This is a genomic window from Janthinobacterium sp. Mn2066 (assembly GCF_049319705.1).
Lineage (GTDB): Bacteria > Pseudomonadota > Gammaproteobacteria > Burkholderiales > Burkholderiaceae_D > Janthinobacterium.
This window is the reverse complement of the sequence record NZ_JBMOUF010000005.1, coordinates 1-18,112: the sequence shown is the minus strand read 5'-3', so window position 1 is coordinate 18,112 and position 18,112 is coordinate 1. Positions and strand designations below refer to the sequence as shown.

Annotated in this window: 10 protein-coding genes; 4 read left to right on the top strand and 6 right to left on the bottom strand. The window is 59.9% G+C overall.

Annotation, left to right across the window (positions count from 1 at the left end; translation table 11 throughout):
* Positions 1 to 401 precede the first annotated feature (401 nt).
* The gene (locus ACL9RI_RS10635) at positions 402 to 2,399 is read left to right on the top strand and encodes a hypothetical protein (RefSeq protein WP_422726539.1); all 1,998 of its coding nucleotides are present in this window, start codon (positions 402 to 404) and stop codon (positions 2,397 to 2,399) included.
* A 179-nt stretch (positions 2,400 to 2,578) separates the two neighbouring features.
* Here the strand turns inward: ACL9RI_RS10635 and ACL9RI_RS10630 are convergent, their stop codons facing one another.
* Both ACL9RI_RS10630 and ACL9RI_RS10625 read right to left on the bottom strand, forming a co-directional pair.
* Complete coding sequence (locus tag ACL9RI_RS10630) at positions 2,579 to 2,887, bottom strand: putative quinol monooxygenase (RefSeq protein WP_422726538.1); 309 nt, start codon at positions 2,885 to 2,887, stop codon at positions 2,579 to 2,581.
* Positions 2,884 to 3,729 carry an SDR family NAD(P)-dependent oxidoreductase gene (locus ACL9RI_RS10625; RefSeq protein ID WP_422726537.1) on the bottom strand — a complete coding sequence of 282 codons (846 nt, stop codon included), beginning with the start codon at positions 3,727 to 3,729 and terminating at the stop codon, positions 2,884 to 2,886. Before ACL9RI_RS10625 ends, ACL9RI_RS10630 begins: the two co-directional genes overlap by 4 nt.
* Positions 3,730 to 3,825: 96 nt before the next feature.
* Between ACL9RI_RS10625 and ACL9RI_RS10620 the strand changes: the two genes are divergently transcribed.
* From ACL9RI_RS10620 to ACL9RI_RS10610, 3 genes are all read left to right on the top strand, one after another.
* Positions 3,826 to 4,395, top strand: a complete 570-nt coding sequence (locus ACL9RI_RS10620) for a TetR/AcrR family transcriptional regulator (RefSeq protein ID WP_422726536.1) — start codon at positions 3,826 to 3,828, stop codon at positions 4,393 to 4,395.
* A 301-nt stretch (positions 4,396 to 4,696) separates the two neighbouring features.
* Positions 4,697 to 7,939: a winged helix-turn-helix domain-containing protein gene (locus tag ACL9RI_RS10615; protein ID WP_422726535.1), complete on the top strand. Its 3,243-nt coding sequence runs from the start codon at positions 4,697 to 4,699 to the stop codon at positions 7,937 to 7,939.
* On the top strand, positions 7,936 to 8,331 hold the full coding sequence (locus ACL9RI_RS10610; RefSeq protein ID WP_422726534.1) for a hypothetical protein: 396 nt from the start codon (positions 7,936 to 7,938) through the stop codon (positions 8,329 to 8,331). Before ACL9RI_RS10615 ends, ACL9RI_RS10610 begins: the two co-directional genes overlap by 4 nt.
* A gap of 118 nt (positions 8,332 to 8,449) precedes the next feature.
* On the opposite strand, the gene ACL9RI_RS10605 is transcribed toward ACL9RI_RS10610, so the two are convergent.
* From ACL9RI_RS10605 to ACL9RI_RS10590, 4 genes are all read right to left on the bottom strand, one after another.
* Complete coding sequence (locus ACL9RI_RS10605; RefSeq protein ID WP_422726533.1) at positions 8,450 to 9,571, bottom strand: DUF4157 domain-containing protein; 1,122 nt, start codon at positions 9,569 to 9,571, stop codon at positions 8,450 to 8,452.
* A gap of 47 nt (positions 9,572 to 9,618) precedes the next feature.
* Positions 9,619 to 12,954, bottom strand: coding sequence for a hypothetical protein (locus ACL9RI_RS10600; protein ID WP_422726532.1), 3,336 nt, complete (start codon positions 12,952 to 12,954; stop codon positions 9,619 to 9,621).
* 47 nt (positions 12,955 to 13,001) lie between these two features.
* Positions 13,002 to 14,342, bottom strand: coding sequence for an ATP-binding protein (locus ACL9RI_RS10595; RefSeq protein WP_422726531.1), 1,341 nt, complete (start codon positions 14,340 to 14,342; stop codon positions 13,002 to 13,004).
* Positions 14,343 to 14,374: 32 nt separating this feature from the next.
* A partial coding sequence (locus ACL9RI_RS10590; protein ID WP_422726530.1) for a contractile injection system tape measure protein occupies positions 14,375 to 18,112 on the bottom strand: 3,738 nt, incomplete at its 5' end.

The window sequence follows — 18,112 nt, the reverse complement described above, 5'->3', positions numbered from 1 at the left end:
CGCATTAACGCAACGAACCTTCTCTGAATGCACGCTTCTCATAAGCCAGATGCATCGAGAATTTACCCACATCAACATTTACCGTAAACTCGCAACGTGTCCAGGCAGGTTGATTGTTACTAACCATAACAATTTCATTGGGTATTTCAATATCCCTGGACGCCACCTTTTCCACTGTTTTTTACCAAAAAATTTATTCAGCCATTTTATCATTTGTTCGACACCACAAAAAACACCTCGCATCATCACAAGTCAGGAAATCCTGCTTATTCAAATAGTTACAATGTGTGAATTTTTATTTGTTTACAACATGGATAATCTTTTCCTTTCTTTTCACACCTTAATACCTAGCCAATTCGATGAGCATGTCACCTCCACCTCTTGAGCAATGCGATCTTGTGATGAAGGGAGGAATCACCAGCGGTGTTATATACCCCAAGTTAATCGCGCGTCTCGCTTCAAAGTACACCTTCAAAAATATCGGTGGCACTTCAGCTGGCGCAATAGCGGCCGGCGCCTGCGCTGCGGCGGAGTACGGCCGCAGTCATAGTAATCCGACTTCCTTCGACACGCTTGCCAAACTTCCAGAGTGGCTTGGTGAGGTCGTGACAGCCGACGGCCGCTCCAAGCTTTTCTCCCTGTTTCAGCCAAGCAAAGAGCTGAGACAATGTTTCTCCGTATTGGTACAGGCATTGAACAAGCCCCAGCAGCAGCCTCTGTCAGGCCTCCTATTTAGTATGCTCAACATGCATGCGGCCATTGTCGCCGCATGCATACTGCTGGGCAGTCTCTTGCTATGGCCCTTTTTCAAGGCCTTGAATCCCAACGCCGGGATACTGGCAATTGCCCCTCTGGCATTGAGTATGAAACTGTTGCTGCCCTCGCTGGGTGCCCCTGCAGTGGCCAGCGCCTTCCAGCGTCGCTGGGCACTGGTTGCAATTTACATATTGGCATTGTTTGGTTTGACCTTACTCCCTTTGCTTGCAGAGGCAGTGGACGCTTCTCCATTACAACTTATAGCTACGGCACTTTCCATTATCGTCGTTGAATTATTATTCTGGATGGGATTGATTACTTTGCTCGGCACGCTATTTGCGCAGGGGATGATGGCGGGACTGCACAAGAATGGTTATGGCCTCTGCAGTGGCCATACGCCGGAAGATGCCAGTAGCAATGCGCAGGAAGGCTTGACTAATTGGCTGACGAGCTATTTCAATTCATTAGCAGGCCTAGATCCGGACGGTAGTCCGCTGACGTTTGGTGACCTGTGGGGACAAAGCGATCCTGCCGCGCCGCGTGCGATTCATCTGGCTGTCATGACCACCGCCGTCAGCCAGAAAATGGCTTATGAGATTCCATTCCGGACCGGTACACCACCGTTTTATTACGACCCACAAGAATGGGAATCCCTGTTCCCACCGGCGGTAATGCAGCACTTGAACAAGCACAAATCGGATAGTACGACTCCCTATAATCCTGTATTCAGTCCAGCGGGAGTGGAGCTGCGTCCGCTGCCCCGCCAGTCGGAACTACCGGTGGTTGTAGCGGTACGGATGAGTTTGAGCTTTCCTGTCTTGCTATCCGCCGTGCCACTATATGCCGTCGACCGCAGTTTGCAGGAGAATATCGGCAGCAATTCGCCAGCCATGCGACTGCGGGCAACCAGAGTATGGTTCTCAGATGGAGGTATCAGCAGCAATATGCCGCTGCATATGTTCGATTCGATACTGCCTGACCACCCAACGTTTGCGATCAATCTGAAGCCGGCGCATCCAGACTACCCCATCACTGAACCGGAACAAGCTGCTAATGATGCGGGGCGCATTTATTTGGCAGAGGATAACCGTGGCGGGCGGCAGCGCCACTGGGCATCGCCAGACGATCAAACACCATTTAAAGGATTATTGGGCTTCTTTGGTGACATTATTAATACCATGCAATGCTGGCGCGACGAGATAATATTTCCATACGCAGGCTTTCGCGACCGCATAGTGCAAATCAGCCAGAAATCCGACGAGGGCGGCTTGAACCTGGATATGCCGGCGGCCAGCATCGAGGCCCTCAGTGCTGCCGGGGAGATGGCGGCAGATCGGCTGATCGATCGCTTCCATGCATCCGGCACGCAAAATGGCGAAGGTTGGAAGCGACATCGTGAGGCGCGCCTCAAAAGTTTCCTCGGCACCATGCAACCGGCTACTACGCAGTTAGCTCCCACGCTGGAGGACGGTGGATGGGATCAGCTCCTTGCGGTATACCAGAACAATAAGGAGAAGCAACTGGCTAAATCGTTTCTTGATGGCATCATTCAATTGGGTCAACTTGGCCCCCAGACTGAAAAATCACTGGACCTGAACGCACCAAAGCCTCTTCCCGTCGTAAGAATATCACCAGAAATTTGAGGCGCCATCCATAACAATACCTGCTCTGCATCTCAATTTGCCGCCTCCATACTCACTTGCCCGGCCTCACCGTGCATGGGCACAGCTCCGCGTTCCAACAACAACTCCCATCCGCTCGCTATAGCTTTATCAGGTATTGCAAGAGACGCCAGGCGCTACCCTGGCGTATAAAGACGACGTTAATCCGGCACCACCAGATCACGCTCTGCAGCGATCTCGTAGAGCTTGATCGAGAAGTGTTTCGCGCGCGGCAGGTTGCGCTCCTGGAATGCTTTCAGGCCGGGCGTGCGCAGGTGGGCGTTGAGTGCGGCTTCGTCGCGCCAGCGCTCGAGCACGGTGGCGTGGCCGGTCTCCAGGTCGTCGAAGGCCATCGCGTAGTAGAGGCAGCCGTCTTCCAGGCGGGTGGCAACCTCGAGTGCCCGGATGTCTGCCAGGATCTCGGACAGATAGCGGGGGTCGAAGTCGACCTGCCCGGCAACGATGATCATGCCTGATCCCCTTTTGGTTCAACGCGCATGGCGGCCAGCGATACGTCTTGCCAGTCGTCCCAGGTCTTCAGGCGCTCGGCGTAGACGTTTTGCACAAACGGCAGCAAATTGCCCAGGATCAGCCGCAGCGGCGGCTGTTCCGCATCGACCAATTTCAGGATCGCCGCGGACGTGGCTAGCGGATCGCCCAGCGAGTCGGGTGTCAGCATGGCGGCGAGTTGCTCGCGCACACCGTCGTAAGCGGCTATCGGCTCGGCATTGCGCACCGAGGTGCTGCTGAGGAAATCGGTGGCGTAGCCGCCCGGCTCGACCAGGCTGACCTTGATGCCAAACTCGGCCACTTCCGCCGCCAGCGCCTCGCCGATGGCTTCCACGGCAAACTTGGTGGCTTCGTAAACGCCGGCGATCGGCACGGCCACCACGCCGGCCACGCTGGACACCAGGATGATGTGGCCATGGCCTTGCGCCCGCAGCAGCGGCAATGCGGCTTGCACCAGCGACAGGGTGCCGAAGACGTTGGTTTCGAATACGGCGCGCGTGTCTTCCACCGTGGCTTCTTCAATCGCGCTCATGTAGCCAAAGCCTGCGTTGCTGAGCACCACATCGAGCCGGCCAAAATGCTGGTGGGCTTGCGCGACGGCGGCGAACACGCCAGCGCGGTCGGTGACATCGACCTTCAGCACCAGCAGCGCATCGCCATATTGCTGCGCCAGCCCTGCCAGCGCCTTGGGGTCGCGGGCGGTCGCCGCCACCTTGTCGCCACGCGCCAGGGCCGCTTCTATCCAGTGGCGGCCAAAGCCGCGGGTTGCGCCAGTGACAAACCATACTTTTTGCACAGCCATGTAAAGCCTCTTTCAATTTGACATTTTAAATAAAAATGTAAATTTATTCCGATTTACAATCTGTGTCAATCTGTTCAAAATATCAAATTTGCGCACATGACTGAAATCCACGAGGCCACGCTGGCCCGGCGCCAGCAAATCGTCGCGGCGGCGACGGCCACCTTTCTGCGCTACGGCTATGCGCGTACGACGATGGGCGATGTCGCGCGCGCGGCCGGCATCTCACGCCCGACGCTGTATGCCGCCTTCCCCGACAAGGAGCAAGTGTTCGACGCCGTCATCCGCGGCCTGGTCGAAGCGAAGATCGCCCAGATACGGCAGCAACTGGCCAGCCTGCCCAGCATTGCCGAGAAGCTCAGCTGGGCCTGCACCTCCTGGGGCGTGGAAGGCTACGAGCTGGTGCGGGCCAACCCCGATGCCAGGGACGTCTTCGACCTGGGCTTTTGCGCGGTGCGCGACAGCTACGAAGTGTTCGAGAAGCTGGTGACGGAAATTTTGCAAGCGCAATGGCCCCGGCACGGTCAGGTGCCTGCCCTGCCCGATGCAGCGCGCATGCTGGCTGCGGCGATCAAGGGGTTCAAGGACCTGGCCAGGGATAGTGACGAGCTGCGGCGGATGATCGCCTCGCTGGCCGCCATGGTCGCCAGTCAGCTCACGTCCGAATAAACGGCGGCAGCCCCCCTTCCACCAGGCAACAGAGCTGCTGCGATGCATGCCTGTCAAGCACGCTGATCCAGTGAAAATTGCTGCCGTCAGGCCACTACGCCAACGGCGTCCGGCTTGCCCACCGCTTCATTCCCGGGGCAATAACAGAATTGCAGATGCTTCATTCTTTTTGCTTTCCGGGAACTTTCAAATCATGTAAGATTTCCCCCATTAAAATCAATGCATTTACGATAGATCAACAAGAAGCGTTGCAGAATCTCGTCGTGACTTGACGTGCCGGCGGCAGAAATCGGAGATCGGTTTGACGATATCGCTCAATAGTTTTCAGTTCGGCGAATGGCAGGTCAATCCAGCCACAAATTCCCTGGTGAATGGCGCCTTATGCCGCCAGCTGGAACCACGCGCCATGGAAGTCCTGCAATATTTGTGTCAGCGGCGTAACGATGTACTGTCAGCGGAACATTTGCTGGAAACGTGCTGGGGCAGTACAGTCATTAGCGACAATCCGGTACACAAAGTGATCACCCAGCTGCGCAAGGCCCTGGGCGACTCCAGCGCGGCGCCACGCTATATCGAAACCATCCGCAAGCGTGGCTACCGCGTCCTGGCGGAAGTCAGCTACCCCCAGGAGATGCCGGCAGGAAACTGGCTCCATGCATCGCCCTTCCGTGGCCTGCACGCTTTTGAAGAGCAGCATGCCTCGATCTTCTTCGGGCGCACGCTCGCCACCACCCAGCTGCTGCAGACCATGCAAGCCCAGACAGCGGCCGGCTGCGCGATGGTGCTGGTGCTGGGCCCCTCCGGCTCGGGCAAGACTTCCTTGATACGCGCCGGCCTGCTGCCGCAACTGGGGCTGGCCGGGCAGCTCTATCTCGATCTGGCCGACGTGGGCCAGGGCGGCCTGTTCCAGGCATTGGGCAGCGTGCTGCTGGACGCGGAAGCCGGGCAGCAACTGCTGTTCGAGCACGACAGTGCGGAAGTGCTGGGCTACCGTCTGCAACAGGACATCGCCAGCGTGACAGGACAGATCCGGCAAGCACTGCCGGGAAAAAAACTGGGGCTGCTGGTCGACCATCTCGAGGCCCTCTTCCGGCTGCCTGATATCGCGGAAGCACAGCGTACGGCGTTCATTGAGGTGCTCGAGCAACTGGCCCAGTGCGGACAGGTGGACGTGATCCTGGCCTGCCGCAACGATTTCTACCCCCAGCTGGCGCACTATCCGCCGTTGATGACGCTGAAGCAGCGCGGCGGCCATTTCGACTTGAACCCGCCGGACAAGACAGAGATCGCGCAGATCATCCGGCAACCTGCACAGGCAGCGCAACTGCGCTTCGATGTCGACCCCGACAGCGGCACCAGTCTCGATGAAGTGCTGTGTGGCGAAGCGCAGTCACGCCCGGATATACTGCCGCTCCTGCAGTACTGCCTGCAAGAACTGTACCGGCAACGCACCCCTGACGGCCAACTCAGCTTTGCCGTGTTCCGCGCGCTGGGCGGCATCGAGGGCGCCATCGGGGCGCGGGCCGAACAGGTGACGCAGGCGCTTGATCCACAACAACTCGCGGCCCTGCCGCACATACTTTCGCAACTGGTCAGTATTGCGGAGGGAGAATTGCCGGTGACCTCGCGCCACCTGCCCTGGTCTGCCCTGGGCAACGCGGCGGAGCGGGAACTGGTGCAGGCTTTCGTCGATGCACGCCTGTTCGTCAGCGATTTCAATGCCGGCGTCGCCACTTTCGGTATCGCGCACGATGCCCTGCTGCGGCGATGGCCGCTGGCAGTCAGCTGGATCGCCGACCACCGCAATACGCTGCAATTGCGCACGCGCATCAGTGCCCAGGCGGCGCGCTGGCAATCGAACGGCCGCAGCCGCGACTTCCTGCTGCCGCCAGGAACGCAGGCCAATCAGGCGCGCGAACTGTTGATGTCGGGCTTCCAGCTGAGCGGACAAGACCAGGACTTCATCAAGGCAACGTTGCGCCTGGTCAAACGCGGCGAACGCCGGCGCGTAGCAGTACTGGCCATGGTGGCGGGCCTGGCGATCCTGGCAAGCGTACTGGGCCTGTTTGCGCGCGCTTCGCAGCAGCAGGCCGAGCAGCACAGGATCGAAGCCGAGAGCCTGATGGGTTTCATGCTGGGCGACTTCGTGGACAAGCTGCGTCCCCTGGGCCGCCTCGACCTGCTCGACAGCATCAGCGGCCGCGCCCTTTCCTATCTGGCGGCCACGCGGCCGAACGACAGCGATGGCGCAGCATTGCTGCAGCGCGCCCAGGCGCTGCAGGTGCTCGCGGAAGTCAAGGTCGCCCGGGCCGATCCGGCCGGCGCCAGACAGGCACTGCTGGCCGCGCGCCAGGTCCTGCAATCGCATCCCTTGCAGGCGCACAATGACAAGACTGTTCTCAAGGCAATGGGCGCAAACGCTTTCTGGCTGGGCCAGATCGCACTGGACCAGCACGACTGGCCCGCTGCCGAAAGCGACTTCGAACGCTACCTGGCGTATAGCAATCGCCTGGCCGCGGCCGACCCGGACGACATAGACAGCTGGATGGAGCAATCCTACGCGCACAGCAACCTGGGTACGGTTGCCCTCAGGCGTGGCGCCATCAAGCATGCCGCTGACGAGTTCGCAGCATCGATTGCCCTGAAAACGCGCGCACTGGAACGCCAGCCATCACAGCAAAGCCTGGGCGTGGACCTGGCCAACAGCCTGTCGTGGCTGGCCAGCGCGCGCGCCAGGCTCGGCCAGCTCGATGAAGCGATGAAACTGTACCGGCGCGAGGCTGACCTCATGGGCGCCTTGCACGCGGCGGTACCCGACAACGGCTTGTGGACCCAGCGCTACGCTTTCTCGCTGTGGCACCAGGCCGAATTACATCTGGCAATGGGCAACGTCGAGCTGGCCCGCACCGATTTCGGACAAGCCGAAACGCTGCTGCAAAGCATAGTCAAGCAAGACCCGAGTAACCGCGTCTGGCAGTCCGCACTTTATACGGTGCAACTTACACAGCTCGATGCCCAGCCGGAACCGGCGCGTGAAAAAATCGCCACCTTGCAGGCACTGCAGGCCAGGCTGGAAATCCTGATTGCGCTGGAGCCAAAAAAATGGAATCTGCAGCGGCTCAGCGCCATGACCGCCAGACGGCGCGCGGGTTTGTACTGGGAGCTGGACCAGCGCGGCGCAGCGCGCCAGCAGTTGACGGCGGCGCGCACGGCGCTCGAGCGGCTGCAGCAAACGGCCCCGGAAGACCAGAAGATACGCGAATCGCTGGCCGACACCTTGCTGCTGCAGGCCCAATTTGAGCATGCCGAGCAGAATCTGCCCGCTGCCCTGGCCGCATGCAGCAGTGCACAGGAACTGCTGCGCGCCAGCGCAACAGACAGCGCCGACTTTAATGTGCTGGCGCCGTGGGCGCGTGCGGCGCGTTGCACCGGCGACACCGCTGCAGCAGCGCAGGCGGAAGCGCAACTGAGCAAAATGCAGTACCAGGAAGTTCTCCCCTCCCGTGCCATGGCACTTCACATCAACAAAAAGGTACAACAATGAGCAACAATGCGCAATTAGTCATCCCTTTGGCCGAGTTCAAGAACATCGTGGTCACCGTGACCGAGAATGCAGAGGGCAAACTGGAGCCTAGCTGTATCGAAACGATTCTTTGCAACAATCCAGATACCCTGATTAATTTCCAGATCGCCAATCCAACGACAGCCGAGTCCGATTATCGTTTCGAAATGCCGAAGGTCACCGGCGACGTCGAGCAGCTCAGCGATTTCGTGATTAGCCTCAGCGGCAAGATGCTCACGGTTTGCAATGCAAACACGGAACCCGGCAAGATCAACATCACGCTCAAGGTATACGATTATGTGACGCCGCAGAAGAAAGGCGAACTCGATCCCGAAGTGGCCAACCAGCCGCTGGGCGCTCAGTATTGTCGCTAAACTTAGTAAATGGATTGAGAAGCAGCCGCCCAAAGAGCCGAGGTTCGGCTTTTGGGGTGGTTCAAAGCCGCGATTTCAGATCAGGTCCGCTAACTATCAATGGCTGCCAACAACATTATCAGCCCACTTGAAAACCATCGTGCGCATGCCAGTATCTTAGCTGGCCACCAACGAATTTCAGGCATACATAGCCCCACTTCCAGCCGTCGACCAATCCCCTTCCAATCTGTATTCTTTGATCGTTACCATTGGCAATGCTGATAGCAGCTTTATTCCTACGTAACTCCGCCACAACCCCACCCTGAGTCATATGTTCATTACAACGGCCTCCAATGCCTACGATTGTGACAGCTGCACCACCAATGAACACCTGATCTGCGGTCAGCGGTGCCGGCATGGCCGCTTGGAGCAGTATCATCGTATCGTAGTTATTCCCGTCCAAGGCGGTTAAAGACGTGCGCGCATAATCATAGTCGCCCATGTAATTCGTCAACTGCACTGCAAGATAAATCAGGCTCTTTTGCTCAACTGCCACGCCAGCCCCGATACCAATTGTTCTTTGTAGCACTTGTCGTTGTGTCGCAGAACCCGGGATTGATGGCATAGATCCCATCGCATCTGCCGAAAGCTGCACCGCCATCGCCTTAGCCCCCATCACATCGGCCTCACGCTCCAGCCCTACATCGTCATTGACCGGCATGCCTTCCTTCATCTGCATGGTAGCCTGGACCCGTCCCTGCGCCTGTTGCACCACATGCCAGGCTTCGTGCGGCAGGTGCTGTTCCTGTCCCGGCGCCACGTGTATCTCGCTGCCCTGCGCATACGCATGCGCGTTGAGCTGGGCCGGCTTGTCGGAGTTGTAGTGCACCTTGACATGGTCCAGGCTCATGCCGGACAAGGATTCCATGCCTGCCTTGAGCTGCTGCGGCAAGCCCGTATCATTCGGTTTTTCCACGCGCTGGGCGGGAAACTTGCCTTGCAGGGGGTCCTCTTCTTCCTGTAACTGCGCGGTATCAAACTTCGCTTGCAACGGTTCCTCTTCTTCCACCCGCTGCACGGGTGCTGCGCCAGCCATCATGCCGGCCCGCTCCATCAGTTGTGCGGTACGGGCCGAGCTGCTTGCCATCTGCTGATAGTGCGATGGGGCCAGCGCCTGGCGCCTTTGCGCCGGGCCTTGTACCGCACTTGCCGCCCGCTCGCCGTTTTCGCCATCCTGGCGATGTGTTGATCGTACTTTCATGTCTGCACTCCCTGTCAAGCATTGCCATTACAAACAAGTACCCGTTGTTACATGAAGGAAATCGAACGCACGCCCTTGCCATCGCTGACCCAGGTTTCGCTACCGGCGCCGCCATACAGGATATGCAATTCCAGCTCGTGCTCGTCCAGCTTGGCCTGCACTGCCCTGGCCGTTGCCGCTTCGGCAATGCTCAGCGCCAGCAGCTCCGCGCCCGCCTCGAGCCGCTGCCCTTCGAGCTGCGGACTCTTCCAGTGCAGCTTGTTATCGGCGCCAAATACCGATTCCAGCGCCGCCTTGATGTCCGCGAACGGCAGCTGGTCGAACAGGATTTCCATCTTTTTAATGGTCGCGTAGCCGCTGCCGTTATTCGTGATGATCCACTGGAAGCCGTGCTCATTGGCCTCCGTGCGCCAGACCAGGATAGGAAAGCCGATATCGGCGCGCGCCGCCATGCTGCGCTGGCGGGTAGGCAAACGCTGCTCCTTGCGCCAGTAGATGAATAAGCCGATCCCGACCGCGACGCAGACGGCCAGGAAAATAAACGGCCAGTTACTCGACGACAGCGCCCACAGCAGCGGATCGTAGGCAAACAGTAGAAACACGATCAGCAAGGCCGGCAAGCCTATCGACGCCACCACCCATCCCAGGTATTTCCTGATGCGCCTGCGCACCTCGCACCGCCAGAAGAACAGTGCGGCCAGTACGGCGCCCAGCAGCAGCAAGGCGAACAGCACCACCCGCAAGGTCCAGCGCTGGATGCAGGCGATCATCTCCAGTTGGCCAGGCACGCTGACCTGCGCGTTGGGTTTCGTGTAATCCCTTAACAGGCAGGCACTCAACAGCTCCGACTTCAGGCAGGACAGCGCGGGATCCTTGACCGGTTGCGCCAGGTTGTTGAAGTCCGGCGCCCATAAGCCCATGCCGCCAAAATTATCGCGGGCATACACGATGTCGTCTTCCAGCTGCTGCCAGTTATGGTTATCGAAGTGCAGCACCGGCAGGATATTGCGCAAGAAGTCGATCCGCTCGGCGCCATGCAGCAAGGAACTATCTTCGATGCTGGTGCGCAAGGCTTTCTTGGCGTCGGAACTGGGTTCATTCATCAGTACCAGGATAAATTCATCGCTTTGCGTGCCGCCCGCGCGCCGCGGCGCGGTGGACAGGCGCTGCTTGCGCAGGCTGATCAGGTTGTTCAAGCCAAAGGTGCCCAGACCGGGCGTTTTACCGCCAATCAAAACATCCTGCGAAACCAGCAGATTCAGCCCCAGTCCCTGCTCCTCCAGCTGCATGCGCAAGTGCTTGAAAAAATCATTGAACAGCCGGGTTGAATTGGGATCGTCCGGGTAATTCGGAAAGTACAGCGTGACGCCGTCGCCACGCCGGGGCCGGGGCTCGAGCCCGAAGGTGGTATGGGCCTGCAGCCGCGATGTCAGGTCTTGCAGCGGCGCCGTCAGCAGGGCCAGGATATTGCTGCGGACCTGGGCCAGCACGGCCACCTTGCTTTGCTCGGAAAAATTCTTCCAGTCACCATCCCAGTCATTTTTCTGGATCGTCCAGTCCACCTTGGAGTTGTACTGATGGGCGATGCGCACAAAGTTGGTTTCCGTTTCCTTCGCGGATGTCAGATCATAGTTATTTGTCCCCAGCATGAAATTGCCGACGTTGTCGACCGTCAAGCCCATATAGGCCACCCGGTTCAGCGCGTGAAAGTTGATGGCCTGTGCCTCTTTCGCACTTTTCCAGTAGGGGTAGAAGGCGTAGATGGTGCTCGGCAACTCGTCCCATGCGCAGCCGCACTGGCCGCCGATGATATTGGGCACGGCAAGCTGGTCCGGCATTTTCTTGCGGGCCAGGCTCTCTATCGTCCCGCCCAGGTAGATCTGGTAGATATCCTGTACCAGCTGCTTGCTGTCCTTGTCGGTTTTCGCATCGCAGACATCGACCCGGGCGCGCAAGTCATTGATCATCTTGAAAGCGGCGTCCCAGTCCCAGGTCCGGTGTTCGATCCCGCCAATCGCATACTGCGGCAAGGCCTGCAACTGTTTTTGCAAGGCCGCCATGTCCACGTCGGAAATGCGCAGCGTGGCCACATAGGCATTGTTGCTCGGCGAATTGAGCCTGCACATGGCCAGGCCGAAGTCGATCTTCGAGATCGCGGCGCTGCGAAACACGGCGGCGTCGGGATAATCGACATCCTTGATCTCGGTCAACATGCGCACCAATGTTTCCGGTATGCCAACGTTGAGGATATTGTTTTTCAGCTGGTCCTGTATCGTGTTCAGGGCCTGCTCATCGAGATGGTAGTTATCGAACACCCGCGTCCCCTGCTCCAGCACACGCCTGTCTTCGTCCGTGAGCGCCAGCCCATTGTCGGTATTCTGCGTATCGATGAACTCCTCAAAGTCGGCGCGCGATGGCAAATATACCGTGCCCAGGCGACGCAGGCGGTCGAGCGGACTGTCAAGCGGCTTGCCGCCATCATCGAGGCTATTGTCGCCTTTCAACTGGCCATCCTTTGCCAGTTTATTCAAGGCCGCATCATTGATGCGGTAGCCATAAAAATCCTGTGCCTGGCTCCTGACCACGGGCCACAGCGATTTGAGCAGCGCCTCCCTGCCACCGATGGCTTTCAGCAGCGCCACCTCCATCTCTTCGAGCGAGCGGAATTTCTTGTCCTTGAGCGTGCCCAGCATGGCCTGCAACTGGTTTTTCCCGGCCAGTATCACCAGGTCATCCTGGTTCAGGCTATAGGTAAAAAAAGCACCGCTGTCGCTCTTGCTCTCGGTGGCGCGCGGCGCCAGCGCGGGCGCCTGGCTGGCGCGAAACCGGCTGACCAGCGCCAGCAATTCGGGTTCCTGGCCCTGCCGCCGGATCGCATAATCGCTGGCCTTGACGGCGGCAGGCTGGCTCTCGTCCCAGGCGTCAAACTCTTTGCTGAGCAATACGGCAAGTGCGTCCGGATGGGTCTTGCCGAACGCAGCGATGCGCTCCACATGGGCCGGCAGGGCCCGCGCATAAGCCGGGCCGGTCCTGACCTTGAAGTTGTAGCCGTAGCGCTGCAGCCACGACAGGGTGACCGGCCCCACGATGCCGTCGTTCAACGGCCGCTCTTTCATCACATAGTCGGTCTGCCAATCGGGCAGGCCGTGGTAAATGCCCTGCAGCTGCTTTTGCAATTGCAGCACAGCCGCCTTGCCCAGGCCATCGAAATCAGCGCGCTGGATCTGGCGGTCATAACCGACCAGGGTAAAGGCAGCGGCGGCAGGCACGGCTGCCGTGACGGCAACGGCCGGCTGCGCAGGCTGTGCCTTGCCCGTATCGGATGCGCAGACCAGGCCGCAAGCCAGCAACAGACTCCAGGCCGGATACCGGATCGCCAGCATGCCGATTCTCTTGAGGCGCCTGATATCGAAAATATCGAAAAAATGTTTCACAATGTCTTCCCATCCTTGATTAATTCCTTGCCGATACCCGCAATCAAATCATCCTGCACGATGTATTCACGGCCCTGCTTGACGGCGCGGATCGCTGCGTAGCGCGCAACGTTCAGCAAGGCGCCGCCGGCCAGCTCGTATTTTTCCGCTATCGTTTGAAAATTCACGTCGCTGCCCAGCCGGCTCGGCTCGCTGAACAAACCCAGCCACAGGCGCTGGCGCTGCTCGCTATCGGGCATGGAGAAGTACACCTCGCTCTGAAAGCGGCGCGAGAACGCCGGGTCGATATTCGCCTTCAGGTTGGTGGCCAGGATGACGACGCCGGGAAAATCCTCGACCCGCTGCAGCAGGTAGGAGATTTCCTGATTGGCGTGGCGGTCATTCGAGTTACTGGTTTGCGTACGCCGCCCGAACAAGGCGTCCGCCTCGTCGAAAAACAGTATCCAATTCTTGTTTTGCGCCTGGTCAAACACATTGGCGAGGTTTTTTTCCGTCTCGCCGATGTACTTGGAGACCACCATGGACAAGTCGATGCGGTAGACATCGGCCCCCACGGCCTTGCCGATCAGGCTGGCGGTCAGGGTCTTGCCGGTACCGGGCGGGCCGTAAAACAGACTGCGGTAACCTGGCTTGACGGTTTTTTCCAGCCCCCAGGAACGCAGGATGTGCTGTGGCTGGCGCAGCCAGGTGACGATCTGGTCGATTTCCTCCATCACCTCCGCGTTCAGTACCAGGTCGCTCCAATCCAGCCGGGTCTGCATCAGCTTGGCTGGAAAACTGGCGCTGAAATCGGGCTTGTGCACCTCGCCATCCGATAAACGCTGCAGATATTCATTGCTCAGGATCAAAGCCGAGCCGAATACCGGCTCCCCGCTGGCATCATGGCCGAACTTCAGCATGCCGCTGCGGCTGAAGAAGTGCCCGTCCTTGAACAGGGCAGCGACCTGGAAACGCATGCCGATATCGGCGCCAGCCAGCAGGAAGGCCGCCGTCTCGCAGGTCGGCAAAAAACCCGTGTGCAACTTGCCGCGCCAGCCGCCGATTTCGCTGAAACCGCGCCCCAGCGCCGCGTTTTGCAGCAGGAACATGTCGAGCACCTGCGGCCGCAGGTGCGGCATGAACGCCAGCATCAGCACCACACGTTCGGCAAACCCCATGCCGTATTCGCGCACCAGCCGCGCATACGGGCAATCGTCGCCGGACAGCTCGGGCGGCGGGCATTGCAGGGCCAGGTCGGCATGCTCCTCGCCGGCCTTGAAATAAGCCTCGAAACGCGCGTCGCATACCCGGGTGAACCAGGCCACCTCGCGTTCCAGACAATCGGCTATGTCATGCATCTTGTGCTCTCATGTGCTTGTATGTTTGTGTGCTAACGCCAGCTGACGTGCAGCGGATACGCCATCCAGGGGAAACGGATCATCGAAAAACTCCATGGCAGGCGGTCCAGCAGCATGTCAAAGGGGCGCTGCGGGATCTTGAGATGCCAGGCATCGTCCTGGAAATACAGTTGCCCCTCGCGTTGCAAAAAGGTTTCGCGCAAACCGGCGATGGACGTGTTGCCCAGCGCCCCCCAGTGCGCGATTACCGCTTGCAGCATCTGTTCGATGGTGTCTTGCTCCTGCTGCGTGATACGAATCCCGCTGACGATGGGCAAGCCGCCGTGGATGCCGCAAAATAGCTTGTTCAGCGTCAATTGATATTCCGGTGTCTGCTGCTCGCCCGTGATCGCGTATTGCAACAAATGCACGGCGCGCTGCACCGCTTCTTCGCTGGCAAAGCGGCCATCGACGGTGATATCGAGCATACCGAACAGGCGCTGCATATAGGTGGCGATGATCACCATGCCGGCGTTGCGCACATTCGCTTCGCCGCTCCACGCGGGCGCTTCTTCCGGCAGGTGCAGCGGCGCAAATGGCTGCCCTGGCTGATCTGGCTGCCCTGGCTGAACGGGCGCCGCCAGCGGCTGGAACAGCGTGTTGACCAGCTCTTCGCGCGTGCCCGTGAAAGTGATGGACAGCAGCGGCGCATCCTCGCGCCCGGTCACGCGGTGCACGAAGGCACGCATGAACTCGGCCGGAGCAACCGGGTCGGCGGCAATAAAGGCGGATTGATAAATGGCGCGCCAGATGTGTTCATCCTGCATGGCGGGAACGTTCGGGATCGCCACGGCGTCGGCAATCGCGCGCAGCAGCGATGGCAGTTGTGCCGCCAGTTGCGGCTGCAATTGGACCAGCAGGCGCGCCAGCACCGGACCGGGGAGCACGGCGACCAGGCGGTCGATGGCGGCAGGCTGCGACAGCGCGCTTTCCAGGGCGCCGGATACGCCAGATACGCTGGCGTGCGCGTCCCCCAAGGTGTCCAGCAGGCGCTGTAGCAGCAAGCCCATGCAGGCGCTTTCAGTCGGCCCAGGTGGCTCGGTGCGCAGCAGCAGGATGCTGAGCATGGCTTCGGACACCGTGCCATGCGCCTGGCGCTGCGCCGGACCGGTCGCATGGCCACGCCACGCGCCGGGATCAGGGACGGCCCGCCCTGCTTGCCTCAAGGCTTGCCACTCCTGCACGCTGAAAATGGCCGGGTCTGCTTGCTGCAGATCAACTTCAGAAAGCAGCTCGGCTGCCAGCGCCGGATAGTGGCCGCATAGCTCGCTGATCAGCATGGCACGCAGCGCCGGCGCCACGCTGCCATCGGCAAACCGCGGCAAATCCTGTCCGAGCGCGGCCATATATGTCCGGCCAAGAAGCGCCTGGTCGAACGCCTGATGCGCAGGCAATATCTGGCGCCATGCATGCGCGCTGGTCAGATACTGTGCCGGGCCGATCTGCGCCCCGGCCAGCGCCTGGAACAGGGCGGCCATCCAGTCGACAGCAACAGCTTCCAGTGCCTGCGTGAAGGCAAAGCGTAACAGGCGCTGCTCGAACGCTTGCGCTGGCAGCGGGTTGGCAAGCACGGCATTGCACTGTGCAGCGTGCGGCCAGACCAGGTCGACAAATTGCGCGACCGGCACAGATATGGCGTGCAGCAAAATCCTCAGCATGCCAGCATCCGCGCGGGCTATCAGTTTGTCCCGGACGTCGGCCCGGCGCAAATACCGCCGGGCCGCCTCGGCAAGTACATCGGCATGAAAGCGCGCGATCTCGGACCAGATGCCGTGCAGCGGCGTCAGGTCGCCTTGCAGCATGGCATCCGCCAGACGCTGGGAAAGATTTTGCTGCAGCAAGAGCGGCAGCGGTGATACGGGGGGCGGCACAGGTGTGTCCGGCGCAGCAGCGGACACCGCTGCATGCTGGCCGGCCGGCGCCCCCCCACCCTGCCACTGGAGTAGCGCCTGCGCCTGAGGCCCGGCCTGCTTCGTCATCAGATCAAAGTCCAGCACGCTGCCATCGAGCAGATGTTGCAATACCTGCCGAAAGAACGCATGTGCTGACGGCGCCTGCAAGGCATGCTTTTCCACCGCCGCCAGGATCAGCGGAAACGCCCCGTCGGCCTGCTGTGCAAGCAGCCACGCGCGTAGCAGCTGATGCAGCTGGGTCGAATTCAGGTTGCGCAGTTGCTCATCCTCATGCCGATGCTGGCGAATGAAATCGCGCAAGGCGTCATGCGATGTCAGCGTGCTGATGGCGTCCATGGCGAACGGCCGCTCGGCTTCCATCGCTGCCTGTCCCGATTGCCCGGCCCGTGCTTCCAGATCCAGCGCATTGCCGGCACGCAAGTCGGTCAGCACCAGCTTCATGAACTGGACGCGGTCAGCGGCTTGCCCACAGTAAAGATCGATGGCGTCGAGCATCAGGCTGCAATCCTGATTGAGCAGTTTCGCATCTTGCATCAGCCACCAGTTCAGCCATTGCCGCAACTCCGGCAACGTCAGCTGCAATTGCGCCAGATCCACTGTATGCCGTACCCAGTCGCGAAAGTTTGCCAGCGATGGCTCCATCGCCAGGCTGGTTGGCGCAGCCCCAATCATGGCTGTGCTGGCAAGACCGTCCGGTAAGTCTTTTACGGGAGCGGTAGCGATACTGGCTGGACCCGGATCCTGCGGCGGCGCTGTCTGGCCGGCCTGCGGCGGCGCCAACGGCCCGCGTGGAGAAGGCTGTCCCAAGGGCGAGGCCATTGCAGCCGCCCCGTCCCCGGCCAGCCCGGCCGGTTGCAGCACCTCGGCAGGATTGAAATTCTCCCTCCAGGTCTCCGGGCTGCGGCCTTGCGCATCATCGGCCATTGCGTCCGATGGCCGATGATCGCCAGGACCCTGTGGCGCCAGGCCAGCAAAATGGAGCATCCCAGCCAGTTCAGCCTGCTGTTCAGCAGCAAGCTGCTTATTGAGCAACACGAAACGACTACGCTGCAGCTCGCGCGGCAACTGTTGCCACGCTTGCAGGAATTGCGCCCGCTGGGCGGTGACAATCTCTGGCCACATCCGTTGCAGCCCGGCAACATCGCCCTGTTGAATTGCCAGCGCCAGCGCTTCGCTTGGCGGGATCAAGGCCAGGATTGCTGTTTGATAGATATCAGTGGCGGCTGGCGCCTGAACTTTGGCGCCGTCTGCCAGCACGGCATCGCCGGTAACTGGTGAGGCAGGCTTGGAAGATTCCAGCATCTGAGCCAGTTCAGCCTGTTGGGCGAGGCTGAATTGCCTGGAAAAATGAGCCAGATGACGGCGCTGGGTATCCAGCGGTAACTGCTGCCACACTTGCAGGAATTGCTCGCGCTGGGTGGTGACAATCTCTGGCCACAGTCGCTGCAGCTCGGCAACGTCGCCCTGTTGAATTGCCAGCGCCAGCGCTTCGCTTGGCGGGATCAAGGCCAGGATTGCTGTTTGATAGATATCAGTGGCGGCTGGCGCCTGAACTTTGGCGCCGTCTGCCAGCACGGCATCGCCGGTAACTGGTGAGGCAGGCTTGGAAGATTCCAGCATCTGAGCCAGTTCAGCCTGTTGGGCGGGGCTGAATTGCCTGGAAAAATGAGCCAGATGACGGCGCTGGGTATCCAGCGGTAACTGCCGCCACACCTGAACGAATTGCGCGTGCTGGGTGGTCACAATCTCTGGCCACATCCGCTGCAGCTCGGCAACGTCGCCCTGTTGAATTGCCAGCGCCAGCGCTTCGCTTGGCGG

Coding starts and splice junctions, on each gene's coding strand:
- ACL9RI_RS10635 (WP_422726539.1), top strand. CDS start 402: ATGAAGGGAGGAATCACCAGCGGTGTTATATACCCCAAGTTAATCGCG.
- ACL9RI_RS10600 (WP_422726532.1), bottom strand. CDS start 12,954: ATGCTGGCGATCCGGTATCCGGCCTGGAGTCTGTTGCTGGCTTGCGGC.
- ACL9RI_RS10605 (WP_422726533.1), bottom strand. CDS start 9,571: ATGAAAGTACGATCAACACATCGCCAGGATGGCGAAAACGGCGAGCGG.
- ACL9RI_RS10610 (WP_422726534.1), top strand. CDS start 7,936: ATGAGCAACAATGCGCAATTAGTCATCCCTTTGGCCGAGTTCAAGAAC.
- ACL9RI_RS10630 (WP_422726538.1), bottom strand. CDS start 2,887: ATGATCATCGTTGCCGGGCAGGTCGACTTCGACCCCCGCTATCTGTCC.
- ACL9RI_RS10595 (WP_422726531.1), bottom strand. CDS start 14,342: ATGCATGACATAGCCGATTGTCTGGAACGCGAGGTGGCCTGGTTCACC.
- ACL9RI_RS10625 (WP_422726537.1), bottom strand. CDS start 3,729: ATGGCTGTGCAAAAAGTATGGTTTGTCACTGGCGCAACCCGCGGCTTT.
- ACL9RI_RS10620 (WP_422726536.1), top strand. CDS start 3,826: ATGACTGAAATCCACGAGGCCACGCTGGCCCGGCGCCAGCAAATCGTC.